21 protein-coding genes are annotated in these 25,592 nt (G+C 72.6%); 16 read left to right on the top strand and 5 right to left on the bottom strand.

Translation table 11 applies throughout. From position 1 onward, the window contains the following. Window positions 1-125: 125 nt before the first annotated feature. The gene (locus ACZ45E_RS22715; protein ID WP_468223192.1) at window positions 126-2,639 is read left to right on the top strand and encodes a ThuA domain-containing protein; all 2,514 of its coding nucleotides are present in this window, start codon (window positions 126-128) and stop codon (window positions 2,637-2,639) included. A 4-nt stretch (window positions 2,640-2,643) separates the two neighbouring features. After that, window positions 2,644-4,872 carry an OmpL47-type beta-barrel domain-containing protein gene (locus ACZ45E_RS22720; protein ID WP_468223195.1) on the top strand — a complete coding sequence of 743 codons (2,229 nt, stop codon included), beginning with the start codon at window positions 2,644-2,646 and terminating at the stop codon, window positions 4,870-4,872. 49 nt (window positions 4,873-4,921) lie between these two features. Here ACZ45E_RS22720 and ACZ45E_RS22725 read toward each other — a convergent pair whose 3' ends face one another. Then, the gene (locus tag ACZ45E_RS22725) at window positions 4,922-5,263 is read right to left on the bottom strand and encodes a hypothetical protein (RefSeq protein ID WP_468223197.1); all 342 of its coding nucleotides are present in this window, start codon (window positions 5,261-5,263) and stop codon (window positions 4,922-4,924) included. A 129-nt stretch (window positions 5,264-5,392) separates the two neighbouring features. On the opposite strand from ACZ45E_RS22725, the gene legP reads away from it, so the two are divergent. Continuing rightward, on the top strand, window positions 5,393-7,255 hold the full coding sequence (legP, locus tag ACZ45E_RS22730; RefSeq protein ID WP_468223199.1) for a Dot/Icm T4SS effector Zinc-dependent metalloprotease LegP: 1,863 nt from the start codon (window positions 5,393-5,395) through the stop codon (window positions 7,253-7,255). Between the two features lie 46 nt (window positions 7,256-7,301). Here legP and ligD read toward each other — a convergent pair whose 3' ends face one another. Beyond that, complete coding sequence (gene ligD / locus ACZ45E_RS22735) at window positions 7,302-8,333, bottom strand: non-homologous end-joining DNA ligase (RefSeq protein WP_468223201.1); 1,032 nt, start codon at window positions 8,331-8,333, stop codon at window positions 7,302-7,304. 73 nt (window positions 8,334-8,406) lie between these two features. Here ligD and ACZ45E_RS22740 point away from each other — a divergent pair, with 73 nt between their 5' ends. Together ACZ45E_RS22740 and ACZ45E_RS22745 are read left to right on the top strand one after the other, a co-directional pair. Further along, on the top strand, window positions 8,407-9,468 hold the full coding sequence (locus tag ACZ45E_RS22740; RefSeq protein ID WP_468223204.1) for an ATP-dependent DNA ligase: 1,062 nt from the start codon (window positions 8,407-8,409) through the stop codon (window positions 9,466-9,468). Between the two features lie 73 nt (window positions 9,469-9,541). Next, window positions 9,542-10,453 (top strand): DUF3048 domain-containing protein, encoded by a 912-nt coding sequence (locus tag ACZ45E_RS22745; protein ID WP_468223648.1) that lies wholly within the window; start codon window positions 9,542-9,544, stop codon window positions 10,451-10,453. An 8-nt stretch (window positions 10,454-10,461) separates the two neighbouring features. Here the strand turns inward: ACZ45E_RS22745 and ACZ45E_RS22750 are convergent, their stop codons facing one another. Continuing rightward, on the bottom strand, window positions 10,462-10,929 hold the full coding sequence (locus ACZ45E_RS22750; protein ID WP_468223206.1) for a MarR family winged helix-turn-helix transcriptional regulator: 468 nt from the start codon (window positions 10,927-10,929) through the stop codon (window positions 10,462-10,464). Window positions 10,930-11,067: 138 nt separating this feature from the next. Here ACZ45E_RS22750 and ACZ45E_RS22755 point away from each other — a divergent pair, with 138 nt between their 5' ends. The 7 genes from ACZ45E_RS22755 (at window position 11,068) to pcaDC (ending at window position 17,641) form a co-directional block, all read left to right on the top strand. Further along, window positions 11,068-11,823, top strand: coding sequence for a CoA transferase subunit A (locus ACZ45E_RS22755; protein ID WP_468223207.1), 756 nt, complete (start codon window positions 11,068-11,070; stop codon window positions 11,821-11,823). After that, on the top strand, window positions 11,823-12,467 hold the full coding sequence (locus tag ACZ45E_RS22760) for a CoA transferase subunit B (protein ID WP_468223208.1): 645 nt from the start codon (window positions 11,823-11,825) through the stop codon (window positions 12,465-12,467). The genes ACZ45E_RS22755 and ACZ45E_RS22760 overlap by 1 nt, the downstream gene beginning before the upstream one ends. Next, entirely contained in the window at window positions 12,464-13,675 is a 1,212-nt protein-coding gene (locus ACZ45E_RS22765) for a thiolase family protein (RefSeq protein ID WP_468223209.1), read from the top strand. The genes ACZ45E_RS22760 and ACZ45E_RS22765 overlap by 4 nt, the downstream gene beginning before the upstream one ends. 17 nt (window positions 13,676-13,692) lie before the next feature. Continuing rightward, window positions 13,693-14,466, top strand: coding sequence for a protocatechuate 3,4-dioxygenase subunit beta (pcaH, locus tag ACZ45E_RS22770; RefSeq protein WP_468223211.1), 774 nt, complete (start codon window positions 13,693-13,695; stop codon window positions 14,464-14,466). A 6-nt stretch (window positions 14,467-14,472) separates the two neighbouring features. Beyond that, entirely contained in the window at window positions 14,473-15,078 is a 606-nt protein-coding gene (gene pcaG, locus ACZ45E_RS22775; RefSeq protein ID WP_468223212.1) for a protocatechuate 3,4-dioxygenase subunit alpha, read from the top strand. A 2-nt stretch (window positions 15,079-15,080) separates the two neighbouring features. Then, window positions 15,081-16,385, top strand: coding sequence for a 3-carboxy-cis,cis-muconate cycloisomerase (gene pcaB / locus ACZ45E_RS22780; RefSeq protein WP_468223651.1), 1,305 nt, complete (start codon window positions 15,081-15,083; stop codon window positions 16,383-16,385). 98 nt (window positions 16,386-16,483) lie between these two features. Continuing rightward, on the top strand, window positions 16,484-17,641 hold the full coding sequence (gene pcaDC / locus ACZ45E_RS22785) for a bifunctional 3-oxoadipate enol-lactonase/4-carboxymuconolactone decarboxylase PcaDC (protein WP_468223215.1): 1,158 nt from the start codon (window positions 16,484-16,486) through the stop codon (window positions 17,639-17,641). On the opposite strand, the gene ACZ45E_RS22790 is transcribed toward pcaDC, so the two are convergent. Further along, the gene (locus ACZ45E_RS22790) at window positions 17,638-20,316 is read right to left on the bottom strand and encodes an ATP-binding protein (protein ID WP_468223218.1); all 2,679 of its coding nucleotides are present in this window, start codon (window positions 20,314-20,316) and stop codon (window positions 17,638-17,640) included. The two genes, pcaDC and ACZ45E_RS22790, sit on opposite strands and share 4 nt — an antisense overlap. A gap of 196 nt (window positions 20,317-20,512) precedes the next feature. Between ACZ45E_RS22790 and ACZ45E_RS22795 the strand changes: the two genes are divergently transcribed. Continuing rightward, window positions 20,513-21,535, top strand: coding sequence for a DUF2510 domain-containing protein (locus ACZ45E_RS22795; protein ID WP_468223219.1), 1,023 nt, complete (start codon window positions 20,513-20,515; stop codon window positions 21,533-21,535). A gap of 3 nt (window positions 21,536-21,538) precedes the next feature. Next, window positions 21,539-22,651, top strand: coding sequence for an FAD-dependent oxidoreductase (locus ACZ45E_RS22800; RefSeq protein WP_468223221.1), 1,113 nt, complete (start codon window positions 21,539-21,541; stop codon window positions 22,649-22,651). Between the two features lie 156 nt (window positions 22,652-22,807). On the opposite strand, the gene ACZ45E_RS22805 is transcribed toward ACZ45E_RS22800, so the two are convergent. Beyond that, entirely contained in the window at window positions 22,808-23,440 is a 633-nt protein-coding gene (locus ACZ45E_RS22805) for a TetR/AcrR family transcriptional regulator (RefSeq protein WP_468223223.1), read from the bottom strand. A gap of 251 nt (window positions 23,441-23,691) precedes the next feature. On the opposite strand from ACZ45E_RS22805, the gene ACZ45E_RS22810 reads away from it, so the two are divergent. Next, window positions 23,692-24,675, top strand: a complete 984-nt coding sequence (locus ACZ45E_RS22810) for a phosphatase PAP2 family protein (RefSeq protein ID WP_468223224.1) — start codon at window positions 23,692-23,694, stop codon at window positions 24,673-24,675. Further along, a complete protein-coding gene (locus ACZ45E_RS22815; protein WP_468223226.1) occupies window positions 24,672-25,583 on the top strand; it encodes a DMT family transporter in 912 nt (303 codons plus the stop codon). The genes ACZ45E_RS22810 and ACZ45E_RS22815 overlap by 4 nt, the downstream gene beginning before the upstream one ends. The last annotated feature ends 9 nt before the right edge of the window (window positions 25,584-25,592 follow it).

Genomic DNA, 25,592 nt, shown 5'->3' on the forward strand with positions numbered 1-25,592 from the left:
GATCTTCGTTTATCCACACTCAGGACAAAGTTTGTGGAATCCCGGTCATACCTATTGGCGAACCATGCAAAGAGGTCTAGTTTTCACCGCGCTGTTGCTGGGTCCTATGAGGGGTGGGTGAACACATGCGGCGGTTCCCGCATCGAAAGCCGTTGCCCGTACGAGAGTTCAGAGCGAGCAGAAGCAGACGAGGCCGCCTGCTGGCGGTCGGCGTCGTCGCGGGCACGGTGGCCGCCGGGCTGCTGAGCGGGCCCGCCGCCAGCGCGTACCCGGATCGCGACCCGTCCGTGACAACGATGTCCGTGAAGTCGCCGCCCGGCGGCGCCAACGTGCGGGTCCTGGTGTTCTACGGGTCCGCGGCCGGCGGCGACGAGTCGCCCACGGTGAACGCGGGCATCGAGGCGATCGAGAAGATCGGGCAGTCCGGGCCCGCGGCGCAACGCTTCTCGGTCACGGCGACGGACGACGCCTCCGTGTTCACCAACGCCACGAAGCTGGGGCGCTTCAACTCCGTCGTGTTCCTGACCGGCGGGGGCGACATCCTCGAACCCGACCAGGAGGCCGGCCTTGAGGCGTACATGGAGGCGGGCGGCGGCTTCGTCGGCATCCATGACGCGGCCCGCGCGGAGCCGTACTCGGACTGGTTCACCGGCCTGATCGGGGCCCGGCCCGCGACCTCCTCGCCCACCGCCGTGCAGCGCGCGACCGTCGAGGTCGGCGACCGGCAGAACCCGGCGACGAAGAACCTTCCGGTGCAGTGGAAGCGGCCCGACCAGTGGCTGAACTGGGTGAAGAACCCGTCCGGCGACGTGCACACGGTCGCCCGGGTCAACGAGACCACGTACAAGCCGGGCGGGAGCGCGAACGGCGCGGACCACCCGGTGTCGTGGTGCCGCGACTACGACGGCGGCCGGTCCTTCTACACCGGCATGGGCGGTACCGTCGCGTCCTTCGACGAGGTGGACTTCCGCGACCACCTGCGCGGGGCCCTGTCGTGGACGTCGCGGGTCGTCCGCGCCGACTGCAAGGCCGCGATCGACGCCAACTACAAGGCGGAGCGCCTCACCCAGCCCAACCAGGCGGGACAGAACGACCAGATCGGCGAGCCGCACGGGGTCGTCACCGCGCCCGACGGGCGCGTGTTCTACATCGGCCGCGGCGGCGCCGACTCCTCGCAGCCGGTGATCACCGACTGGAACGATCCCGACGTCGGCAAGGGCATCGGTCAGGTCCACGTCTACGACCCGAAGACGAAGAAGGTGACGCTCGCAGGGGCGCTGACCGTCTTCGGCAACAAGGGCGGCGGCGACGAACTGGTCAAGGTCGAGGAGGGGCTGCTCGGCATCGAGCTGGACCCGAGGTTCGAGCAGAACGGGTACGTGTACCTGCACTACACCCCGCACTCGGGACTCGACCGCGACAAGCAGCTGGCCGAGCGGCGCGTCTCGCGCTTCACGCTCGACCTGGCGACGAACAAGCTGGACGTGAGCAGCGAGAAGGTACTGCTCAAGTGGCCCGTCCAGGTGCACAGTTGCTGCCACGCGGGCGGCGGGATGGCCTGGGACTCCAAGGGGAACCTGTACATCGCGACCGGTGACAACAACTCCTCGCAGTTCAGCGACGGTTACTCGGGCAACAACCCGCAGCCCAACTACAAGGGCGTCTCGTTCGCCGACGCGCGCCGCACCGCCGGCAACACCAACAACCTCAACGGCAAGATCCTGCGCATCCACCCGGAGGCCGACGGCACGTACAGCCTGCCGGAGGGCAACCTCTTCACCGGCAAGGAGACCGCCGAGGGCGGCGGCAAGACGCGGGGCGAGATCTACGTGATGGGCGTGCGCAACCCGGCGCGCATCTCGATCGACAAGAAGACCGACACCCTGTACGCGGGCTGGGTCGGCCCGGACGCCGGTGAGCCGTCGACGACCTGGGGCCCGGCCAAGTACGACCAGTTCGCGGTCATCACCAAGCCGAGCAACCGCGGCTGGCCGTACTGCATGGGCAACAAGCAGCCCTACCGCGACCGCAACCTGCCGGACCCGACGAAGCCGCTGGGCTGGTACGACTGCGACCACCCGAAGAACGAGTCGCCGAACAACGACGGGCTCGTCAACCTGCCGCCGGTGACCGGCAACAACATCTGGTACTCGCCGCAGGGCGGCGCCCCGGACTTCCCGCGCGACGCCAACGGTGTCCCCTCCTACAAGCAGTCGGAGGCGACGTACCTGCTGCCGTGGCTCAAGGGCGGCGGCCAGGCGGCGATGGACGGTCCCGTCTACCGCTACGACGCGTCGATCCCCAACGCCGACAAGTGGCCGAGCTACTGGGACGGCAAGTGGTTCGTCGGTGACTTCTACGACTCGGACCAGCCGCGCAACGCGGTCCTCACAGACCCCAGGACGCACGGCGACGGATCGATCCCGGTCCACTCCGAGTCGCTGAAGAAGATCATTCCGATCGGCAACGACGGCATCAAGAACCTCATGGACTGGAAGTTCGGTCCCGACGGTGCTCTGTACGTCCTCGACTACGGGCGCGGCTTCTTCACCTCCGACTCCAAGTCGGCGCTGTGGAAGGTCACGTACACCGGCGGCGAGGCGACTCCGGCGGCCGACCAGCTGGTCGGGAAGGGCTGATCCCATGCGATCTCAACCACGCACGCACCTCCGCGTCCTGCGCAGACACCGGGTACTGACCGCGCTGCTCGCCGCCGTGCTGATGTTCCTCGGGCTCGGCGCGCTGCCCGCCGCGACCGCGGCGCCGGCGCCCGGGGCGGCGGCCGACCAGGTGCTGACCTGGACGGCCGGCGACGACATCACGAAGTACGCGTCGGCGCCGACGACGGCCATCGCCGGCAAGGCGACGATCGTCTTCGAGAACAGCACGGCGACCGGCAACACCATGGGGATGCCGCACACGTTGACGTTCGACGTGTCGGACCCCGAGTACAACAACGACGTACCGCTGAACATCCTGGCCAACCCCAACGACGACATGGGCGGCAAGCACACCGCCGAGGTCACCCTCTCCCCCGGTCGCTACCGCTACCACTGCACGATCCCCGGCCACCTCAGCATGCAGGGCGTCCTGGTGGTGACGGACGGCGGCGGCGGTGAGGACACGGCCGCGCCGGAGACCTCGGCGAAGGCCGAGGGGCAGACCAACGCCGACGGGGCCTTCGTCGGCTCCGCCTCCGTCTCGGTCGCCGCGACCGACGCGGGGTCGGGCGTCGACAGGATCGAGTACGCCCTCGACGGCGGCGCGTACACCCCGTACATCGCCCCGGTCGTCGTCGACCAGGTCGGCGCGCACACCCTGAAGTACAAGGCGACCGACAAGGCGGGCAACGCCGCCGCCGAGAAGTCCCTCGACTTCACGGTGGTCGCCCCGCCCACCGACGACACGACGGCGCCGGAGACCTCGGCGACGGTGACCGGCGACAAGGACGCCACCGGCGCATACGTCGGTATGGCCACGGTGACGGTCTCCGCCTCGGACACCGGCTCCGGGGTCAACACGATCGAGTACGCGCTCGGCGCCGACGGTGCCTGGCAGCCGTACACCGCTCCGGTGATGGTCCACGACCCGGGCGCCCACAAGGTGCGCTACCGGGCCGCCGACAAGGCGGGCAACGCCGCCGCGGAGAAGTCCGTCGACTTCACGGTCGTGGCACCGCCCGCCCAGGACACGACGGCGCCCACGGTCTCGCTGGCGGTCGCCGGGGACAAGAACTCCGACGGCGCGTACCTCAACAACGCGAAGCTCACCGTGACGGCGACGGACGACGGCTCCGGTGTCGACAGAATCGAGTACTCGCTCGACGGTGGCCCCTACCTCGCGTACACCGCCCCCGTGGTGGTGGACCGGGTGGGCGCGCACTCGGTGGCGTACCGGGCGAGCGACAAGGCCGGGAACGCCTCGCAGGCGCAGCTGTTCGTGTTCGCGGTCGCCTCGGGCGGCGGCGTCCCGGCGCCCAACTGCCCGGAGTTCGACGAGCGTACGACGGTGTTCGTGGGCACGACGGACACCGGTATCCCGAACCGGGTGACCGACAACCGGTGCCGGATCGGCGAGTTGATCGAGGACGAGAAGGAGTGGACGTCGCACGCGCTCTTCGTCAAGCACGTGAAGACGGTCACCGACAAGCTCCTGAAGGAAGGCGTCGTCGACCAGCGCGAGTACAACAAGCTGAACAAGGCGGCGAAGCAGTCCCCGATCGGTACGCCGGGCCAGACCGACGGCTACACGAAGATCCTGGACGGCACGCAGGAGCAGTTCGCGAAGTGGGAGCAGGTCGGCGGTGGCAGGTTCGGCCTGAACGCCGACGGGTCGATCACCAGCAGCACGTCGGTCGAGGGCATGGGCATGCTCTGGTTCCCGCAGCGCAAGTACGCGAACTACTCGCTCAAGCTCCAGTGGCGCGACGACGCCCCGGGCACGGGCAACGCCAACGGCGGTGTCTTCGTGCGCTTCCCGTGGGTGCATGGCAACCCCGAGGAGCCGAACCCGGAGTGGGTCGCCATCAAGTACGGGCACGAGGTGCAGGTCCTCGACCGTCCTGACGGCGACATGTACAAGACCGGTTCGCTCTACGGCTTCGACCGGGTCGGCCTCGCGGGCGCGGGCGTCACCCAGAAGGGCACGTGGAACGATTACGAGGTCAAGGTGGTGGACCAGCACTTCTCGATCTACCGCAACGGTGTGTTGATCAACGAGTTCGACAACACCGGCGGCCAGGTCTTCGAGCCGCCGCGGTCGGACGACCCGGGCACGGACGGCCGGCGCTACTCCTCCGGCTACATCGGGCTCCAGGTGCACAGCACCTCGGACGTCATCTCGTACCGGGACATCCGGATCAAGGAGCTGTAGACGTCGGCAGTCCGACGTCGTGGTGGCCCGCCCGCCGAGTCCTCGTGGCTCAGCGGGCGGGCCTCAGTTCGACCGCCACCGCGTCCGGTCCTCCCTGGGTGAGCACGGGGTTGCTCCGTACGGAGACGAAGTCCTCGGGCTCCACGACGCCCGAGCCGTCGACGTCGGCGTGGACGCGCACGGTGTAACGGGCCCGCGGATCGGGCGCCGGCACTTCGAGGGTCACCCGCGGTACGGCCGTGAGGTCGATGCCGCGCTCGGTGGCGCGGGAGACGACGCGGGCCGCCGCGTCCGCCGCGCGGACCTCCTCGACCTGCACGCGCAGGGTCACCGGGCCCTCGGGCGGCCTCGACCCCGGTGCGAGGCGAACAGCGATATCTACGTTTCTCATACGCTCGCCCAGCCCTTGTTGGTCGGCGGGTGCCCCAGTATTTTCCGGAGTACTTTCGCAAAATAGCGCCCTTTACCGGAGGGCGGGAAGGCGAAAGTCAGAAGTTGAAAATCAGGGGGGAGAAACAGCATGCCTGCTTCCGAGTCACGAGTTGCTGGTGAGGGCCACGGTGAATTCCGTTCCTCGCGCGAGGTGAGGACCGGCCTCATCGAGGGTGTCAGTTTCCAGCTCAGGCCGGTCCAGTACGCGGACATCGACGGGATCGCGATCTTCGAGGGCGATATCGTGCTCGGCACGGTCGCCGAGGTGGAGCGCCGCACCGCGGAGTTCCGGGTCGAGTCGGAGGGAAAGCCTCCGCAGTCCGCGGTCGTGGTCACGGGGCAGGGGGTCCGATGGCCGAACGCCGTGGTGCCGTTCGAGGTCGACGCGGGCCTGCCCAGCCAGCAGCGGGTCACGGACGCCATCGCGCACTGGCACTCCCGCACCCGGATGCGCTTCGTGCAGCGCACCCCGGCCAACGCCGGGCAGTACCCCGACTACCTGCGGTTCGTCTCCGGCGGCGGCTGTTCGTCGTTCGTGGGCCGGCAGGGCGGAGCGCAGAACATCACCCTCGCGGGCGGCTGCACCACGGGCAACTGCGTCCATGAGATCGGGCACGCGGTCGGGCTCTGGCACGAGCAGAGCCGGGCGGACCGGGACCACTTCGTGACGATCGTCTGGGCCAACATCACGCAGGGCTTCGAGCACAACTTCGACCAGCACATCAGCGACGGCGACGACGTCGGCCCGTACGACTACGGCTCGATCATGCACTATCCGCGGGACGCCTTCTCCAAGAACGGCCAGGACACCATCGTGCCGACCGTGCAGGGCGCCGCCATCGGCCAGCGCTCCGGTCTGAGCACGGACGACATCGCCGCCGTCCACGCGATGTACGGGCCTTCGGCGGCGTCCGGGCCCGTGGCGTCGTGGGAGTCGGACCGGCTCGACGTGTTCGGGATCGGCACGGACTCGGCCATGTTCCACAAGTGGTGGGACGGCACGGCGTGGGGCCCGGGCGCGCAGAACTGGGAGTCGCTCGGCGGCATCTGCACCAGCCCGCCGACCACCCTCGCGTGGGCGAACGACCGGCTCGACGCCTTCGTGATCGGCACGGACTCGGCGCTCTTCCACAAGTGGTGGAACGGCAGCGCCTGGGGGCCGAGCGTCAAGGGCTGGGAATCCCTCGGCGGCGTCTGTACCAGCCCGCCCGAAGCCGTCTCCTGGGGGCCCGAGCGGCTCGATCTCTTCGTCACCGGCACGGATTCGGCCACGTACCACAAATGGTGGGACGGGAATTCCTGGGGGCCGAGCGTCAAGGGCTGGGAATCGCTCGGCGGCATCTGCATGACCAAGCCGAAGGCCGTGTCGTGGGGCGCGAACCGCCTCGACCTCTTTGTGGTCGGGACGGATTCCGCGCTTTACCACAAGTGGTGGGACGGCAGCGCGTGGGGCCCGAGCGTCAAGGGCTGGGAATCCCTCGGCGGTATCTGCACGAGCGAACCCGTCGCCGTTTCGTGGGGGCAGAACAGGCTTGATCTGTTCGTGGTCGGCGCCGATTCCGCGCTTTACCACAAGTGGTGGGACGGGAATTCCTGGGGGCCGAGCGTGAAGGGCTGGGAATCGCTCGGCGGCATCTGTGAGCGGACGCCCGCCGCCGTTTCCTGGGGGGCTGACCGGCTCGACCTGTTCGTGGTCGGCACGGACTCGGCGCTGCACCACAAGTGGTGGGACGGCAGCGCCTGGGGCCCGAGCGTCAAGGGCTGGGAATCCCTCGGCGGCATCTGCACCGGTTCACCGGCGGCGGTCTCGTGGGAGCGGAACCGGCTGGACCTGTTCGTCCGGGGTACCGACTCGGCGCTGTTCCACAAGTGGTGGGACGGGAAGGTGTGGGGCCCGAGCGTCAGCGGCTGGGAGTCGCTGGGCGGCGTCCTGACCGCCTTCACCGACTGACCGCTCCGGACCGGCCGCGGGGCCGGCCGCACGGACCGCGACCGGGTCAGGTCTCGTGCCTGGCCCGGCTCGGCTGCACCCGCTTGGGCTCGCCCGGCATCTTCGGGTACTCGGGCGGGTAGGGCAGGTCGCCGTGGCCGCGGTCCCGCTCGTCCTGGGCGGCGAGTTCGAGGAGCGCGTCGAGCGAGTAGCGCTCGTCGTCCATGCCGGCGTGGACGTCGCCGCGTTCGGCGTACCGCTTCGGCATGGTGACGATGTCGAAGTCGCCGGGTACCGCGTCGTCGAGCTCGTCCCAGGTGAGCGGGGCGGAGACGGGCGCGCCCGGGCGGGCGCGGACCGAGTAGGCGGAGGCGATGGTGCGGTCGCGGGCCGTCTGGTTGTAGTCGACGAAGATGCGCTCGCCGCGCTCCTCCTTCCACCAGGCGGTGGTGACGGCCTGCGGCATGCGGCGCTCCAGTTCGCGGCCGCAGGCGATGGCGGCGCGGCGCACCTGCGTGAAGGTCCAGCGCGGTTCGATGGGGACGAAGACGTGCAGGCCCCGGCCGCCGGAGGTCTTGGGCCAGCCGCGCAGCGCACCGAACTCGTCGAGCACGGCGCGCAGTTCGTGGGCGGCGCGGACGGCGTCGGCGTAGTCGGTGCCGGGCTGCGGGTCGAGGTCGATCCGGAGTTCGTCGGGGTGGTCGAGGTCGCCGCGCCGCACCGGCCACGGGTGGAAGGTGAGGGTGCCGTACTGCGCGGCCCAGAGCACGGCGCCGACCTCGGTGGGGCACATCTCGTCGGCGGTGCGGCCCGAGGGGAACTCGATGGTGGCGGTGGGGGTCCAGTCGGGCAGGTTCTTGGGGGCCCTCTTCTGGTAGAAGGACTCGCCGGTGATGCCCTCGGGGTACCGCTCCAGGGTCGTGGGGCGGTCGCGCAGCGCGCGCAGGATGCCCTCGCCCACGGAGAGGAAGTAGTGCGCGACGTCCAGCTTGGTGTACCCCGACGGTCCGCCGTCCGGGAAGTAGACCTTGTCGGGGCTGGACAGCCGCACCGTCCGGCCGCCCGCTTCCAGTTCCACTGCCGCGCCCTTGCTGCCCATGGGCTCACGCTAGGCCGAAGGCACGAAGTGCGCATACCGGGCGATGAGTGAGTTACGGGGACAGAATCGGAGCATGGATCTTCCCGTGATGCCGCCGGTCCGCCCGATGCTCGCCAAGTCCGCCGCCAAGCTCCCCGCCGGGATGCACTACGAGGCGAAGTGGGACGGTTTCCGGGCGATCGTCTTTCGCGACGGCGCGGAGGTCGAGCTGGGCAGCCGCTCCACCAAGTCGCTGACCAGGTACTTTCCCGAACTGGTGGCGGCGCTCGCCGAGCGGCTTCCGCGGCGCTGTGTGCTCGACGGGGAAATCGTCATCGCGCGGGACGGGCGGCTCGACTTCGACGCGCTCAGCGAGCGGATCCATCCGGCCGCCTCGCGCGTGCAGACCCTGGCGGAGCGCACGCCGGCGTCGTTCGTGGCGTTCGACGTACTCGCCCTCGGTGACGAGTCGCTGCTGGCCGCCCCGCTGACCGAGCGCCGCCGGCGCCTTGAGGAGGCTCTCGCGGGCGTCACGGCACCGGTGCACGTGGCACCCGCGACGACCGACGCCGAGCTGGCGGGGCGCTGGTTCGAGCAGTACGAGGGCGCGGGCCTGGACGGCGTCGTGGCCAAACCCCTCGATCTGCGCTACCGGCAGGACGAACGCGCCATGATCAAGGTCAAGCACGAGCGGACGGCGGACTGCGTGGTCGCCGGGTACCGCCTGCACAAGAGCGGCCCCGTCGTCGGCTCGCTGCTGCTCGGCCTGTACGACGACGCGGGCACCCTCCAGCACGTCGGGGTCTGCGCGGCGTTCACGATGAAGCGGCGGGCGGAGCTGATCGCCGAGCTGGAGCCGCTGCGCATGGACTCGGCCGAGGACCATCCGTGGGCGGCGTGGACGGACGGGGCGGCGCACGAGGCGTCCCGGATGCCGGGCGCGCCCAGCCGCTGGACCGGGAAGAAGGACCTGTCGTGGGTGGCGCTGCGCCCGGAGCGGGTCGCCGAGGTGGCGTACGACCACATGGAGAACGGGGCGCGCTTCCGGCACACCGCGCGGTTCCGGCGCTGGCGCCCGGACCGGTCCGCCGGGAGCTGCACCTACGCACAGCTGGAGGAGCCGATGAAGTTCGACCTCGCGGACGTCCTGCGCTGAGCCCTGGACGGCGCGGTCACCGGAGTTGAGACGACCGCCGGGCGGGTATGCAGGGGCCGTGGACACGAACGGGATGGGCAGGCGTGGGTTCGTCGCCGGTGCGCTCGCGGTGGCGGCCGCGGCCTGCAAGCCCGCGGGGGTGCCGCCCGACGGGAAGGACTCCGCGCGCGCCGGCGCGCTGCTCGCGGTGAAGATCGACAATGTGGGTGCCGCCCGGCCGCAGACCGGCATCGAGGACGCGGACATCGTCTACGCGGAGCAGGTCGAGGGCGGGCTCAGCAGGCTGATGGCGGTCTTCGGATCGCGGCTCCCGGACGTGGTGGGGCCGGTGCGCAGCGCCCGGGAGACCGATCTGGAGCTGCTGCGTCAGTTCGACCGGCCGACGCTCGCGTACTCGGGCGCCCAGAGCAGGCTGCGGCCGCTGATCGACGCGGCGCCGCTGCGCGCGACGCCCGCGGACGCGGGCGGCGGCGCCTACTTCCGGGGCAGCCGGAAGCCCGCGCCGCACAATCTGTTCCTGCGGCCGGCGCGACTGGGCGGGGTGCGGCCGGGGACGGGCGCGGGGGAAGCGGCCGGGTTCCGGTTCGCGGCGGGGGTGCCCGCGGGCGGGCGGACCGAGACGGCGCGGACGGTGCGCTTCCCCTCGGCCCGGTTCACCTTCGACTGGTCCGCCGGGCAACGGCGTTGGCTGGTGGGCATGGACGGGCGTGCGGCGGCGACGGCGGGCGGGACGCAGCTCGCGGCGGCGACGGTCGTCGTGCAGTACGTCGACGTGCAGGCGTCCCGCTTCCACGACAAGCTCGGCAACACCTCCCCGCTGTCGCGCACCGTCGGTTCGGGGCGGGCCGTGGTGCTGCGGGACGGACGGGCGTACGAGGCGGCGTGGAACCGGCCGGGTGCCGGCGCCGGCACCGCGTTCACGGCGGACGGGCGGCCGTTGCCGTTCGCGCCGGGGCCGGTGTGGGTGGTGTTCGCCAAGAAGTAGGCCCCGGGTCAGGGGCGCGGGGCCGCCGGCGGTTCCGCGGGGTTGCGCAGCCCCTCCGCCGTGTCGGCCACCCGCTGGATCAGGTCGAAGAAGACCTTCTGTTCGTCGGCGCTCAGCGGGGCCAGGAAGAGCTGGTTCATGCGCGCGGTGCGCACGGTCAGCTTCTTGTGCGTGCGCAGGCCCTCCGGGGTCAGCCGCAGCAGCCAGCGGCGGCCGTCGTCCGGGTCACGGGTCTTGTCGACGAGCTCGCGCCGGGTGAGGCGGCTGATCACCTCGGCGATCGTGGACCGGTCGAGGCCGACGCGCTCGCCGACCGTGCGCTGGTCGAGGCCCGGCTCGGCGACGAGGGTGTTGAGGACCGCGAACTGCGGCGACGTGGTCTCCTCGGAGACCATCGTGTTCCACAGCAGGTGGTGCGCCTGCTGGAGGCGCCGGGCGAGGTGCCCGGGGTGGGTGGTCAGGTCCACCGCGGCCATCACGGTCCTCCGGTCTGTGTACGTGGGTGTACTGAGCGATATTAGACCCTTGACGAGCTAGTTGGCTGGTGGCAACGTGTGCCCCGCTCCACAAATGCTCAGTGCGCTGAGCAATTCCTAGAGACGGGTCCCGGACACATGGACAAGGTGGTCGCCACCGCCGCGCAGGCGGTCGCCGACGTGGGGGACGGCGCGTCCCTCGCGGTCGGCGGCTTCGGACTCAGCGGCGTGCCGAACGTACTGATCGAGGCGCTGTACGCACAGGGCACCACTGGGCTGTCCGTGGTGTCGAACAACTGCGGCGCCATGGAGTCGGGCCTCGCGGTCCTGCTCTCCGCGGGCCGCATCGCCCGGGTCACCGGCTCGTACATCGGGGCGAACAAGGAGTTCGCCCGGCAGTACCTGGCCGGTGAGATCGAGGTCGAGATGATCCCGCAGGGCACGCTCGCCGAGCGGCTGCGGGCCGGCGGTGCCGGGATCCCCGCGTTCTACACCCCGGCCGGCGTGGGCACCCAGGTCGCGGACGGCGGACTGCCGTGGCGCTACGACGGCTCCGGCGGCGTCGCGCTCGCCTCGCCGCCCAAGGAGGTCCGCGAGTTCGACGGCGTCGAGTACGTCCTGGAGCGCGGCATCCGCACCGACTTCGCGCTGATCAGGGCCGCCAAGGGCGACCGGCACGGAAACCTGGTGTTCAACAAGTCCTCCCGGAACTTCAACCCCCTCGCCGCGACGGCCGGGAAGGTCACCGTCGCCGAGGTGGAGGAGCTGGTCGAGCCCGGCGAGATCGAGCCGGACCAGGTGCACCTGCCGGGGATCTTCGTGCAGCGCGTCATCGCCCTCACCCCCGAGCAGGCCGCCCACAAGCAGATCGAGAAGCGGACGGTGAGCTCCTGATGGCCTGGACCCGCGAGGAGATGGCCGCGCGCGCGGCGCGTGAACTGCGCGACGGCCAGTACGTCAACCTCGGCATCGGCCTGCCGACGCTGATCCCCAACTACCTCCCCGGTGACGTGGAGGTGATCCTGGAGTCCGAGAACGGCATCCTGGGCACCGGCCCGTACCCCGCGGACGAGGCGGTCGACCCGGATCTGATCAACGCGGGCAAGGAGACGGTGACCGTCCTGCCCGGCGCCGCGTTCTTCGACTCGGCGCTCTCCTTCGGGATGATCCGCGGCGGCCACATCGACGTCGCCGTCCTCGGCGCCATGCAGGTCTCCGCCCGCGGCGACCTCGCCAACTGGGCGGTGCCCGGCAAGATGATCACGGGGATCGGCGGTGCCATGGACCTCGTCCACGGCGCCCGCACCGTCCTCGTCACCATGACCCACACCGCGAAGGACGGCTCGCCCAAACTGGTCGAGGAGTGCACCCTGCCGCTGACCGGCAAGGGCTGCGTCGACCGGATCATCACCGACCTCGCGGTGCTCGACGTGCGCGAACACGGCCTGGAACTGGTCGAGCTGGCGCCCGGCGTCGAGGTCGGGGAACTGATCGCCAAGACCGCCGCGAAGGTCCGCATCCCGGAGGCAGGACGATGAACCGGGTCAAGGACGTCTACGTCGTCGACGCCGTGCGCACCCCGGTCGGCCGCTACGGCGGCGCGCTCGCCGCCGTCCGCCCGGACGACCTCGCCGCGCACGCGATCCGCGAACTCATGGCGCGCACACCGCAGTTGGACCCCGCGCGGGTCGACGACATCTACTTCGGCAACGCCAACGGCGCGGGCGAGGAGAACCGCAACGTGGCCCGCATGGCCGGTCTCCTCGCGGGCCTGCCGACCTCCGTGCCCGGCGTGACCGTGAACCGGCTCTGCGCCTCCGGCCTCGAAGCCGTCGTCCAGGCGGCCCGCGCCATCGCGCTCGGCGACGCCTGCGTGGCGGTGGCCGGTGGCGTCGAGTCCATGACCCGCGCCCCCTATGTGCTGCCCAAGAACGACAGGCCGTTCCCCGCCGCGCACACCGAGCTGTACTCCACCACCCTGGGCTGGCGCATGGTCAACCCGAGGATGGAGCCGCAGTGGACGGTGCCGCTCGGCGAGTCCGCCGAACTCATCGCCGACAAGCACGGCATCACCCGCGAGCAGCAGGACGCGTACGCCCTGGACAGTCACCGCAAGGCCGCCGCCGCCCAGAAGGACGGGCTGTTCGACGCGGAGATCGCGCCGGTCACCCTTCCGCGGCGCAAGGGCGAGCCGCTCGTCGTCGACACCGACGAGAGCGTGCGCCCCACGGCGTCCCTGGAGGCGATGGCGAAGCTCAAGCCGTCGTTCCGCACCGACGGCGGCACGGTGACCGCGGGGAACGCCTCGCCGCTCAACGACGGCGCCGCCGCGCTGCTCCTGGTCGACGAGGAGGGGCTGAAGGCCACCGGGCGCGAGCCGCTCGCCCGGATCTCCGCCTCCGGTGTCTCCGCGCTCGACCCGCACTACTTCGGGCTCGCGCCCGTGGAGGCCGTCAACCGGGCCCTCGCCAAAGCGGGCAAGGGATTTGCCGATCTGTCGACTCTGGAGCTGAACGAGGCGTTCGCCGCCCAGGTCCTCGGCTGCGTCGCCGAATGGCCCGAGTTCGCCCCGGCCGTCCTCAACCCGCGGGGCGGCGCCATCGCCCTCGGCCACCCGCTCGGCGCGTCCGGCGCCCGGCTCGCCGGCACCGTCGCGCACCAACTCGCCCGCAAGGGCTCCGGCACCGGCGTCGCCACGCTCTGCATCGGCGTGGGCCAGGGCCTCGCCCTCGTCCTGGAACGATAGGGAACAGTAGAAGGACCATGACTCTCACCCAGCACGACATCGACGCGGAGATGGCGGCCGCGCGCGCCGCGTACGAGAAGCGGCGCGCCGACGGCGCGCCCGCCGAGCACCACCCGCGCCGCGATTACGCGCCCTACCGCTCGTCCGTCCTGCGCCACCCCCGGCAGCCACCGGTCAACATCGACGTGTCGAAGGACCCGGAGCTGGTGGAGCTGGCCTCCCCCGCCTTCGGCGAGCGGGACATCACCGAGCTCGACAACGACCTCACCAAGCAGCACGTCGGCGAACCCGTCGGCGAACGGATCACCGTCTCGGGCCGCCTCCTCGACCGCGCCGGGCGCCCGGTCCGCGGCCAGCTCATCGAGGTCTGGCAGGCCAACTCAGCGGGCCGCTACGCCCACCAGCGCGAACAGCACGACGCCCCGCTCGACCCCAACTTCACCGGTGTCGGGCGGACGTTGACCGACGCCGAGGGCCGCTACCGCTTCACCACGATCCAGCCGGGCCCCTACCCGTGGGGCCAGCACGTCAACGCCTGGCGCCCCGCGCACATCCACTTCTCGATGTTCGGCTCGGCGTTCACCCAGCGGCTCGTGACGCAGATGTACTTCCCCGCCGACCCGCTGTTCCCGTACGACCCGATCATCCAGTCCGTCACCGACGACGCCGCCCGGCAGCGCCTGGTCGCCACGTACGACCACAGCCTGTCCGTGCCCGAGTTCTCGATGGGCTACCACTGGGACATCGTGCTCGACGGGCCGTCCGCCACCTGGATCGAAGAAGGGCGCTGACCAGCCATGACGAAGATCGACACGGACAGCCCCGAGAGCGTGCTGCCCACCCCGTCGCACACGGTCGGACCGTTCTACGGGTACGCGCTGCCCTTCCCCGGCGGCGGTGACATCGCGCCCGTCGGGCACCCGGACACCGTCACCGTGCAGGGGTACGTGTACGACGGCGCGGGCAACCCGGTCCCGGACGCGTTCGTGGAGGTGTGGGGCGCCGACCCCGAGGGGAAGGTGTCGCGGGTCGACGGCTCGATCCGGCGCGATCCGGCGAGCGGCGGCTACCTGGGCCGCAACGGCGTGGAGTTCACCGGCTGGGGCCGGGTCCAGACCGATGCCAACGGTCACTGGTACGTGCGCACGCTGCGGCCCGGCGCGCGCGGCGTCGGGGCGCCCTGCCTCAGCCTCTGCGTGTTCGCGCGCGGCCTGCTCGTCCACCTCTTCACCCGGATCTACCTGCCCGGCGACGACGCGGCCCTCGCCGCGGACCCGCTCCTCTCGCGGCTGGAGCCCGCGCGGCGCGACACGCTGGTCGCGCGGGAGGAGCCGGGCGGCACGTACCGTTTCGACATCCGCCTTCAGGGCGAGGGCGAGACGGTCTTCCTGGAGTTCACGTGAGTCTGTTCGACCCCGGCAGCGAGGACGCGCCCAGCGCGCACACCACGTCCGAAGAGGCCTTCCTGCAGGGCTTGTTGGACGCGGAGGCGGGCCTGACACGGGCGCAGGCCGCGCTCGGGCTCGCGCCCGCCGCCGCGGCCGACGCCGTGACGGCGGCCGCGGTCGCGTCCTCCTTCGACGTACGCGACCTCGCGCGGCGGGCCCGCGCCGGTGGCAACCCGGTGATCCCGCTGGTCGCCGATCTGACGGCGGCCGTGCCCGCGGAGCACGGGCCGTACGTCCACCGGGGCGCGACCAGTCAGGACGTACTGGACTCGGCGCTGATGCTGGTGGCCGCGCGCACGCTGGACGTGACCCTGGCCGAACTCGACCGCGTCGAGGGCGAGTTGGCGCGGATCGCCGCCGCGCACCGGGACACGGTGATGCCGGGGCGCACGCTCACGCAGCACGCCGTGCCGACGACGTTCGGCCTGAAGGCGGCCGGCTGGCGCTCCCTGGTGCTCGACGCGCGGGACCGGCTGCGGACCGTCCGGGCGGCACTGCCGGCCCAACTGGGGGGCGCGGCCGGGACGCTGGCCGCCTTCGAGGCGTACGGGGCAACCGACCCGTCGGCGCTGGTGACGGCGTACGCCCGTGAACTCGGCCTCAGCGCACCGGCGTTGCCGTGGCATGTGCTGCGGACACCGGTGGCTGACCTGGCGGGCGCGTCGGCGTTCACCGCGGGGGCGCTCGGCAAACTCGCCGAGGATGTGCTGACGCTCTCCAGGACCGAGATCGGCGAGGTGGCGGAGGGCGCCGGTGGCGGATCGTCCGCCATGCCGCACAAGGCCAACCCGGTACGGGCCACGCTGATCGCGGCGGCGGCCCGGCGGGCGCCCGGGCTCGCGGCGACGCTGTACGGGTCGATGTCCGCGCAGGACGAGCGGCCCGCCGGGGCCTGGCACGCCGAGTGGTCCACGCTGCGGGAGCTGCTGCGGCTGGTCGGCGGCGCGGCGCGGGACGCCGCCGAGCTGACCGGCGGCCTGGTGGTGCGTGCCGATGCGATGCGCGAGCACCTGGGCCTGACCGGCGGGGCGATCGTCTCGGAGCGGCTGTCGGCGGAGCTGGCCGGAGTGCTCGGGCGCGGGCGGGCCAAGGAGTTGCTCGCCTCGGCGACGCGCCGTGCGCTGTCCGAGGGCCGCACCCTGGCCGACGTGCTCCGCGAGGACCCCGAGCTCACGACCACGGACCTGGCCGACCTCACGGACCCGGCCCGCTACACGGGAGCGGCGGCGGCTCTGACGGACCGGGCCCTCGCCCGCCGCTGAGAGCCTGCTCTTTGAACCCCCGGGTCCCCCCGCCCGGGCCCCCTCTCCCCCTGATCCACCCGACACCGCACCCCCGTCCCCGCCCCTGGAGCCCGCACATGACGTCCTCCTCGTCCCCCTCGTCGCCCTCCGCCCTTCTTCATCACCGCGTCGAAGGGTCTCCCTCCGCTCCCCCGCTGCTGCTCGGGCCCTCGCTCGGGACCTCGTTGGCCCTGTGGGACCAGGTCGCTCCCGAGCTGTCGAGCGCTCATCGCGTCGTGCGATGGGATCTGCCGGGACACGGCGGGTCCGCGGCGGGGCTGATCGGCGCGGGGGCCACCGTGGCGGAGCTGGCCGCGCTGGTCCTCGCCCTCGCCGACTCGCTCGGCATCGACCGGTTCGCCTACGCGGGCGTGTCGCTGGGCGGCGCGGTGGGGCTGCACCTCGCCGTGCACCACCCGGAGCGGCTCAGCAGCCTCGCCGTGCTCTGCTCCTCCGCGCACTTCGGGGGCGCCGAACCGTGGCGGGAGCGGGCCGCGCTGGTCCGTGCGGAGGGGACGGGCGGCGTCGCCGAGTCGGCTCCCACCCGCTGGTTCACGCCCGGCTTCACCGTCCCGCGGCTGGTGCGGGACAACCAGGACGCCGACCCGGGGGCGTACGCCGCGTGCTGCGACGCGCTCGCCGCCTTCGACCTGCGCGACCGGCTCGGCGAGATCTCCGTCCCCACCCTGCTGATCGCCGGACGCGAGGACCCCGCCACGCCGCCCGCACATCTGCGGGAGATCGCCGACGCGGTGCCGGGCGCCGAACTCGTCGAGCTGGCCGGGGCCTCGCACCTGGCCGTCGCGGAGCGGCCGGAGGCGGTGGTCGGGCTGTTGCGGGCCCACCTGGGACAGGGCACCCTGCGCGGCATGGAGGTGCGGCGTGAGGTGCTCGGCGACGCCCACGTGGACCGCGCGCAGGGGCGGCAGACGCCCTTCACCGCCCGGTTCCAGGACTTCATCTCGCGTTACGCGTGGGGCGAGATCTGGACCGACCCGACGCTGTCCCGGCGCGAGCGCAGCATGGTGACCCTCACCGCGCTCGTCGCCCACGGGCACCTCGACGAACTGGCCATGCACGTACGCGCGGCCCGCCGCAACGGCCTGACCCCCGACGAGATCGGCGCGGTGCTGCAACAGTGCGCCGTGTACGTGGGCGTGCCCGCCGCCAACTCCGCGTTCGCCGTGGCACAGCGCGTACTCGCCGAGGAGGAGCCGGCGCGGGCGGAAAGCTAACGCAGGCCGCGCCCCGTGTCCAGGACCTCGCGGGCCCGCGCCGCAAGACCGTCCGCGCCGCACGCACGGGCCAGCGTGAGACCGCGGTTGAGCTCGGACAGGGAACGGGCCGCCATGCCGTACTCGACGCGGGCGAGGGCGTGCTCGTACGCGCAGGGCGAGGCTTCGAGGTAGGTGACGGCCTTCGCGTACAGGGTGAGCTGCTTCTGGCCGGTCTCCAGCGCCGCCGCGCAGCGCAGGGCCTCGCCGATCGCCGTGTCCGTGCCGAAGCGCTCGGCCTGGACGCGGGCCTCCGAGACGAGTTCGGCGGCGCGGCGCGGGTCGGTGGGGGCGAGGGCGCGGGCCAGGTCACAGGCCCACGGCGCCATGATCGTGTTGTGTCCGCCGCGGGCGGTGGCGGCCTTGGCGGCGGTCTCCAGTTCGTTGATCCCCTCCTCTACGCGGCCGGTCGCGAGGAGCAGGCGGCCGCGGACCGAGTGGGCGTCGGGGAGCACGATCGTCGAGGGGTAGGGCGGGCCGAACGCGTAGCGGTCGGCGATCGCCTGCGCCTCGTCGGCCCTGCCGCGGGCGAGCAGCGTGTCGATGAGCATGCACGCCGCGTCCCAGTGCATCGGCAGCCCGTGTCCGACGCGGTCGGCGAGGCGCAGCGACTCGCGCAGGAACGCCTCGGCGTCGGTGAGCCGGCCGCGCCTGCGGTGCACGTAGCCGACGAAGGCGTGGGCGAGCGCGAGGTGGCCGCCGCTCCAGCCTGCCGTCTCGTACTCGCGGACGGCCCCGGTGAAGAGGCTCTCGGCGCGGTCGAGCCGGTCGGCGAAGAGATACGCGCTGCCGAGCATGGCGAGTACCTCGAAGCCCCATTCGGGGTCGAGCCAGCCGAGGCCGGGGGCGAGACGGCCGTTGACCAGTGCGCGGTCGCAGCGCTCGACGACCTCCTCCGCGTTCTCCCCGCGGGTCATCGCGTCGAACGCCCGCAGGATCAGCAGGACCCGCTCCGGGTTGTCCCGGCCGCCGAGCTGGTCCGCGATCATCGCCAGGTTCCGTGAGCGGCCCGGGGAGTCCTCCTCGCCCGCGTGGATGCCCTCCCACATGAAGTGGACGGCCTGGAGGCGCAGCCGGGCCGGGCCCGGGTCGAGGAGGTCGGCCTCGGTGTCGATGAGGCGCAGCGCCTCCTCCAGCTGGTCGTTGTGGACCAGCGCCTGCGAGAGCCGGCACACCGCGTCGACGCGCAGGTCGCCGAGGAGTCCGGGCGTCGTGTCGAGCGCGGCGTCCAGGTGCTTGATGGTGGTGGCGGGCGAGGTGAGCAGGGCGGCGCAGCCCAGCTCGTAGAGCAGCTGCGGGCGGATCTCGGGCAGCGGCGGTTCCTGGAGGGCGCGCTCCAGGCAGCGGCGGGCGGCGTCGGGTGCGCCGACGGCCAGGTGCTCGCGGGCGGCGGCCCGCATCTGCTCGACGAGCTCCGGGTCGTCGTCGGGGTGCACCTCCAGCAGGTGCCGGGAGGCGGCGGCCGGCCCGTGCCCGGAGGCGGTGACGGCCCAGGCGGCCTGGCCGTGCATGGCGGTGCGGGTGGCCGGCGGGATCGCGTCGTAGACGGCGGAGGCGATCAGCGGGTGGACGAACTCCAGGGCGGTCTCGCCGCCGTACCCGCCGTCGGTCAGGATGCGGGCGGCGCGCAGCCGCTCGGCGCAGCGGCCGGCCTGCTCCGGGTTGAGGCCGGCGAGCAGGGCGGCGAGCCCGGGGTCGATCCGGGTGCCGAGGATGGCGGCGGCCCAGGCGAACTTGGTCGCCTCGATGCCGAGCCCTTCGAGGCGGGCGACGAGGCCGCGGCCGCGCGCCGACTTGTTCAGCGCGCGCAGTTCGGCGGCCGAGTCCTCCTCCGGGTTCAGGCCGCTGTCCTGCACCTTGGCGAGCAACTCGACGGTCTCGTACGGGTTTCCGCCGGTGACCGCCCAGACCTCGCGGCAGAACGGGTCGTCGGCGTGGCCGCCGAGCGTGGCCCGGGTGAGGCCCGCGGTGGCGTCGGGGGTGAGGGCGCGCAGCCGGGCGGTGCCGGGCCGGGCGGCGGCGGCCACCGCCTCCAGGCAGACGGCGGCGGCCTCGTCGTCCTCCGGGTCGCGCTGCGCCACGACGACGAGCACCGGCAGGTCGTCGAGGCGCTCGGCGAACGCGGCCAGCCACTCCAGCGTCTCCAGGTCGGCCCAGTGCGCGTCGTCGATGAGGATGACCAACGGCCAGTGCACGCGGGCCAGCCGGGAGACGGCGGCGACGAGCCCGTCGCGCACGCCCTGCGGGTCGGCCTGCCTGCCGGTGGGCTCGGATATGCCGAGGGCGGGTCCCGCGATGTCGTACCAGTCGCCGAAGTACTCCCGGGTCTCCTCGTCGGAGAGGGCGAGCAGGGCGGGCTGGAGGAGTTGGCGTACGACGTTGAAGGGGACGGAGGTGACGGTCTCGCCGCCGCGGGCGGACCACACGGTGGCGCGGCCCGCCGCGACCTCGTGCACCCGGCCGAGCAGGGCGGTCTTGCCGATGCCCGCCTCGCCCTTGTACACGACGAGGCTGCCCGACGACGCGACGTCGCCGCACAGGTCGTCCAAGGCCCGCACGGCCACGTCCAGTTCGGACTCGCGCTCCCACAGCGGCGGGCCGGCGGAGGCGGCGTCGGTGTGCCGTCCCTGAGTCATCCCGCACCCTCCTGGTCTCGTTCACTTCTGTCGGTCGGTCTGCTGGTCACGAGAGTAGTGCGCCGCGACGCGCCGTGGTGGGGGCTCCGGTGAGCCGGTGGCGTCCGGCCGGGTTCCGGGGGCGATCCGTAACGATCCCGACCGCGATGCGGACCCTCTCATCCCCTTTTCAGGCACGCCTCATACTGTTCCGTTCATGACGTCGCAGACTCCCGCAGGCTGGTACCCCGATCCCGGCCAGGTCCCCGCCGGCCCGCGCACCGAACGCTGGTGGGACGGCAGCCGCTGGACGGATCAGACCCGGCCCGCCACGACCCCGCCGCCGTTCCCGCCGCCGAGCGATGCGCAGCAACCGACCGCCCCCGGGACGATTCCGGCATACTCCAACTACCCGGCATACCCGTCACAGTTGCCGCCGAAGCCGCGCAGTCGCACGCGGATCGCGGTCGCGGCCGGTGTCGCGGTGGTCGTGCTCGCCGGCGTCGTCGGCGGCGTCTACGCGCTCACGACGGACGGCGACGGCGGGAGCGGCACGGTGGGCGCCCCGTCGCACGAGCCGAAGGAGCCGCGGCGGCCGGACGGGCCGGGCGGCGACAGCGGCGGCGGCAACGGCAGCCCCTCGCCCGAGGCGCCCGGCTCGCCGCAGGCCCCGCTCGACGAGGGGTACGCCACCGACATCGTCAACGGGGTCGCGCTGCCGGTCCTCGACGACTGGACGGGCTCCGACGGCGCGGGCGTCGCCGGGGTGCAGACGGGCACGTACAAGTGCCCCGACGACGTGGAGCAGAGCTGCGTGAAGGGCGGCGCGTCCACCGCGTCCGCCAAGCGCCTCAAGCTCGACGCGACGACCGCGGAGGCGGCGGCGAAGGAGGACATCCTCAAGAACGCGAAGGAGTCCTACGGCGGCAAGGTCTACGGCGGCATCGTCCAGCACGACGAGCTGCTGTCCGAGAAGGTCACCGTGGCCGGGCAGCAGGGGTACCGGGTCCGCTGGAACGTGGACACCAAGTCGAAGATCGACGCCTGGGTGGAGTCGGTCGCGTTCCCCTCGCCGACCGACCCCAAGACGCTCGTCGTCATACGCATAGGCGTCGACATCCCGCGTACCGCCAAGGAGAAGGCCGCGGGGCCGGACAACACCTCGATCGACAAGCTCGTCAAGGGCATCAAGAAGGCCGAGTTCACCGGCGGCTCCGGCGGCGACGGCCAGGACGTCTGAGCGATGGCCTGGCGACCCGAGGTGGAGGTGGCCGTCGTCGGCGCGGGCCTGATGGGCGCGGCGACGGCCTGGGCGGCGACCCGCGAGGGCCGGGACGTGACGCTGCTGGAGCAGTACGACGTGGGGCACGCGCACGGCAGTTCGCACGGCAGCGCCCGGATCGTGCGGCGCGCCTACGAGGACCCGCTGTACGTGCGGATGACCGGTGCGGCGCTGCGGATGTGGCGGGAGCTGGAGGACGACGCGGGGGTGCGGCTGCTGCGGATGACGGGCGCCGCCGACCAGGGTGCGGTGCGCGCGCCGGAGCGGATCGCCGCGGTGCTCGCCGACGAGCGGGTGCCGCACGAGGTGATCCCGGCGGCGGAGGCGGAGCGCCGCTGGGCCGGGCTCCGGTTCGAGGGCCCGGTGCTGTACCACCCGGACGCGGGGACGGTCGACGCGGCCGCGGCGGTGGGCGCGTTCGCGGAGCGGGCCCGCTCGCGCGGGGCCGAGGTGCGCGCGCGCACGCCGGTGCGCCGGATCGAGGTGCTCGGCGAGGAAGCGGTCCGGCTGGTCACGGACGACGGCTCCGTGACGGCGCGCCGGGCGGTGGTCGCCGCGGGGGCGTGGGCGCGGGACCTGCTCGGCGCTCTGGTGCCGCTGCCCGAGCTGACGGTCACGCAGCAGCAGATCTTCCACTTCCCGCCGCGGGAGCGGTCGGTGGCGGAGGGCTGGCCGGTCCTCGTCCATGACGCGGAGCTGCTCGTGTACGGCCTGCCGGGCGGCGCCGACGGCGGCCCGCTGGGCGGCTGGAAGCTCGCGGAGCACGACGCGGGGCGAAGGACGACAGCGCGGACCCGGGACGGCGTGGTGGACCCGGCCGCCCGTGAGCGGATCACCGCGTACGTGCGCGACTGGCTGCCGGGGCTCGCCCCGGAGCCGTTCAACGAGGCGACGTGCCTGTACACCTCCGCCCCGAAGGACGACTTCGTGCTCGACCGGCACGGCCCGCTGGTCGTGTGCTCGCCGTGCTCGGGCCATGGTGCCAAGTTCGCGCCGCTGATCGGGGCGTGGACGGCGGCGCTGGCGGCGGGTGGCACGGCGCCGGTCGACCGGTTCCGGCTGCCCACCGCGTAGGTCCGGGCCCATGGTCCGAGGGCACACACAGGGCCGGGCGGTTCCTCTCCGCTCAAGAGGAGCCCGCCCGGCCCGGGGGTGCGCGCCGCCCCCGTCCCCACGGTGCGGCGCGGGCAGACCACCGGCCGGTCATCTCTGCGACCGGTGGCCTCCCGTTCAGGTGGCCTGATCCGAAGCGGTCAGGCCGAGCCCCGGAAGCAGCACGCTCTCGACGAAGCCGACCAGGTAGTCGGCGTCGGCGTCGCGCCCTTCCAGGAGGGGCCGGCTGCGCATCACTCCGAAGAGCTGCGCGGCCAGATAGCGCAGACCGGGGTGGTCGGCGGCGATCTCGCCGCGCGCCACGGCCCGCTCGATCATCGCGTCGATCGAGGCGAGCTCCGGGTCGACCAGCGCTTCGCGCAGGGCGCCCTGCAACTCGCCGTCCTCCCGCACCGCGTGCCCGAGGGCCTGCATCAGCGCCGCGTCCGGCAGCGCCTGCGCCGCCGCGTTGCGAGCGGCGGCCACGAGGTCCCCGGCGAGGCTGCCCGTGTCGGACGCGGAGAACTTCGTGCAGCGCCCGGCGCGCAGCGCGGCGGCCACGAGCTGCGGTTTCGTCTTCCACTGACGGTACAGCGTGGATTTGCTGCAACACGCCTGGGCCGCGACGCCCTCCATGGTGACCGCGTCGTAGCCGTTCTTGCGCAGCTGGTCGAGGACGGCGTCGTAGAACTCCTGCGCCCGCGCCGGGGTGATCTTGGATCGGCGCGAGGCTGTCGGCGCTTTCGCGGTGACCTGTTCTCGCGTCGTCATGACTCCCCACTCCTCGCTCTGCGGCTCGTGTCGATGAGATCACATGCTCTATCGATACGCCAGTGTACCGGTACGCCAACGTTTCGGTACACTGGCGTATCGGTACACTGGCGTATCGATGAATGCGGTCCACACCGACCGAGCCGTAAGGGTCGGACGGGCCGTACGGATCGAGCCACGTTCACCACCGCGCCACAAGCGCACCCAGTACCACCACGCACCACCCAGTCGTCACGAAAAGGGGCCGGGGGATGGATTCCCTTACCGAGCCTGTCGAACCGGAGCCGGCCAGCCGATCTGCCCGACCGCCCCTGGTCCGCGAGCTCCTGCTGGTCGTAGGACTCTTCCTCGTCTACAAGTTCGGCCGCGGTCTCGCCAACGGCCACACCGCCGAGGCGTTCCGCAACGCCGACGGCGTGTGGAGCTTCGAGCGCGCCGCGCACCTGCCCGGCGAGGGCCTGGTCCAGGGCGCTCTGCTGCACAGCGACGCGGTCGTGCACATCGCGAACACCTACTACGCGACCGTGCACTTCCCGGCGACGCTCGCCCTGCTTGTCTTCCTGTACCTGCGCAGGCCGCGCCATTACGTGTGGACGCGGCGGGTGCTCGCCGTGCTGACGGCCGCGGCGCTCGCGCTGCACCTCGGCTTCCCGCTGGCGCCGCCGCGGATGCTGGACGCCGCGCACCTCATCGACACCGCGCAGGTCTACGGGCCCTCGGTCTACGCCGCGAAGCCGGCCACCGACACGATGGCCAACCAGTTCGCGGCCATGCCGTCGCTGCACTTCGGCTGGGCGCTGATGGTCGCGATCGCGCTGATCGTCGCCCTGAAGTCCCGCTGGCGCTGGCTCTGGCTGCTGCACCCGCTGCTCACACTGCTCGTGATCGTCGGCACCGCCAACCACTACTGGCTCGACACGATCGTGGCCACGGCCCTGCTCGGTCTCGCCCTCGCGGTGGTCCGGATGCCGCGCACCGTCGGCGGTACGGCCGCGATCCGCCGCCACCTGCTGCCCGCCCCCGCCGCCACCGCGGCGCCGGTCCAGGCGCGCGGCACGCTGGAGCCCGCGCCCTGGACGCCCGCCGCCGCGTTCCGGGCGCCCCCGGACTCCCTGGCCGCGTCGGACGTGCTGGAACGGATGCCGATACGGATACCGCTGCGGGTCTCCCCGACGCCGGGATCGACCTCGGCGGCGACCGCCCCGCAGCTCGTCACGACAGGAGCCCCGCGATGAGCGCCACCCTGCTCGCCGTCGCGCTCTCCCTCGTCTCCGCGGTGGCCTACGCCGCCGCGGCGGTGGCCCAGGAACGGCTCGCCGCCCGCACCGCCGACGCCGGGGCGAGCCTCCTGCGGCTGCTGCGCACGGGCGCCTGGTGGTGGTCGGTCGTCCTGAACGCCGGGGCCGCGCTGCTGCACGTCGCCGCCCTCAAGTACGGGCCGCTCACGCTGGTGCAGCCGCTCGGCGCCCTCACACTCGTCGCGGCCGTGCCGCTGGGCGCGCGGATCGCCGGACGCCACGTCACCCCGGTCGAGTGGCGGGGCACGGCCCTGACGCTGGCCGGCCTGGGCGCACTGCTCGTCACCGCGTCCGGGCCCGCCCCCGAGACCACGCTCTCCCTGCCCGAGGCGCTCGCGGTGGCGGCGGCCACGGCAGCGCTCATCGGAACGCTCTCGCGGCGCGGCGCCAAGCCCGGTCTGCGCCACGCGACCGCGTCCGGCGTCGCCTCCGGTGTCGCCTCGGCGCTCACCCAGACCGTCACCGTCGCGGCGACGGACCGGACGGGCCCCCTGCTCGCGCCGCAGGTGATCGTGGTGGCGCTGCTGGTCGCGGTGTTCGCCGCGGGCGGCCTGCTGCTGTCCCAGACCGCGTACCGCGGCGGGCTCGGCGCACCGCTCGCGATGGTGACCCTCTCCAACCCGGTGGCCGCCGCGGTGATCGGCCTCGCGCTCCTCGGCGAGCGGCTCCAGGGCGGAGTCGCCGGGCTCATCCTCGCCGGTGCCGGGGCGGTGCTGGCGGCGCGCGGGGTGGTGCTGCTGACGCGGAGTCCGGCGCCGGCCAGCGGTGCCGAGAGCCCCGTGCTGACCTTGCCGGCCCTTCCGGCGCAGCCCGAACCCGAGCCGCTCACGCTGCGCGTCTCCTGAGAGCCTGTC

The organism is Streptomyces sp. NPDC030991 (genome assembly GCF_055571235.1).

Coding starts and splice junctions, on each gene's coding strand:
- ACZ45E_RS22715 (WP_468223192.1), top strand. CDS start 126: ATGCGGCGGTTCCCGCATCGAAAGCCGTTGCCCGTACGAGAGTTCAGA.
- ACZ45E_RS22720 (WP_468223195.1), top strand. CDS start 2,644: ATGCGATCTCAACCACGCACGCACCTCCGCGTCCTGCGCAGACACCGG.
- ACZ45E_RS22725 (WP_468223197.1), bottom strand. CDS start 5,263: ATGAGAAACGTAGATATCGCTGTTCGCCTCGCACCGGGGTCGAGGCCG.
- legP (WP_468223199.1), top strand. CDS start 5,393: ATGCCTGCTTCCGAGTCACGAGTTGCTGGTGAGGGCCACGGTGAATTC.
- ligD (WP_468223201.1), bottom strand. CDS start 8,333: ATGGGCAGCAAGGGCGCGGCAGTGGAACTGGAAGCGGGCGGCCGGACG.
- ACZ45E_RS22740 (WP_468223204.1), top strand. CDS start 8,407: ATGGATCTTCCCGTGATGCCGCCGGTCCGCCCGATGCTCGCCAAGTCC.
- ACZ45E_RS22745 (WP_468223648.1), top strand. CDS start 9,542: ATGGGCAGGCGTGGGTTCGTCGCCGGTGCGCTCGCGGTGGCGGCCGCG.
- ACZ45E_RS22750 (WP_468223206.1), bottom strand. CDS start 10,929: ATGGCCGCGGTGGACCTGACCACCCACCCCGGGCACCTCGCCCGGCGC.
- ACZ45E_RS22755 (WP_468223207.1), top strand. CDS start 11,068: ATGGACAAGGTGGTCGCCACCGCCGCGCAGGCGGTCGCCGACGTGGGG.
- ACZ45E_RS22760 (WP_468223208.1), top strand. CDS start 11,823: ATGGCCTGGACCCGCGAGGAGATGGCCGCGCGCGCGGCGCGTGAACTG.
- ACZ45E_RS22765 (WP_468223209.1), top strand. CDS start 12,464: ATGAACCGGGTCAAGGACGTCTACGTCGTCGACGCCGTGCGCACCCCG.
- pcaH (WP_468223211.1), top strand. CDS start 13,693: ATGACTCTCACCCAGCACGACATCGACGCGGAGATGGCGGCCGCGCGC.
- pcaG (WP_468223212.1), top strand. CDS start 14,473: ATGACGAAGATCGACACGGACAGCCCCGAGAGCGTGCTGCCCACCCCG.
- pcaDC (WP_468223215.1), top strand. CDS start 16,484: ATGACGTCCTCCTCGTCCCCCTCGTCGCCCTCCGCCCTTCTTCATCAC.
- ACZ45E_RS22790 (WP_468223218.1), bottom strand. CDS start 20,316: ATGACTCAGGGACGGCACACCGACGCCGCCTCCGCCGGCCCGCCGCTG.
- ACZ45E_RS22795 (WP_468223219.1), top strand. CDS start 20,513: ATGACGTCGCAGACTCCCGCAGGCTGGTACCCCGATCCCGGCCAGGTC.
- ACZ45E_RS22800 (WP_468223221.1), top strand. CDS start 21,539: ATGGCCTGGCGACCCGAGGTGGAGGTGGCCGTCGTCGGCGCGGGCCTG.
- ACZ45E_RS22805 (WP_468223223.1), bottom strand. CDS start 23,440: ATGACGACGCGAGAACAGGTCACCGCGAAAGCGCCGACAGCCTCGCGC.
- ACZ45E_RS22810 (WP_468223224.1), top strand. CDS start 23,692: ATGGATTCCCTTACCGAGCCTGTCGAACCGGAGCCGGCCAGCCGATCT.
- ACZ45E_RS22815 (WP_468223226.1), top strand. CDS start 24,672: ATGAGCGCCACCCTGCTCGCCGTCGCGCTCTCCCTCGTCTCCGCGGTG.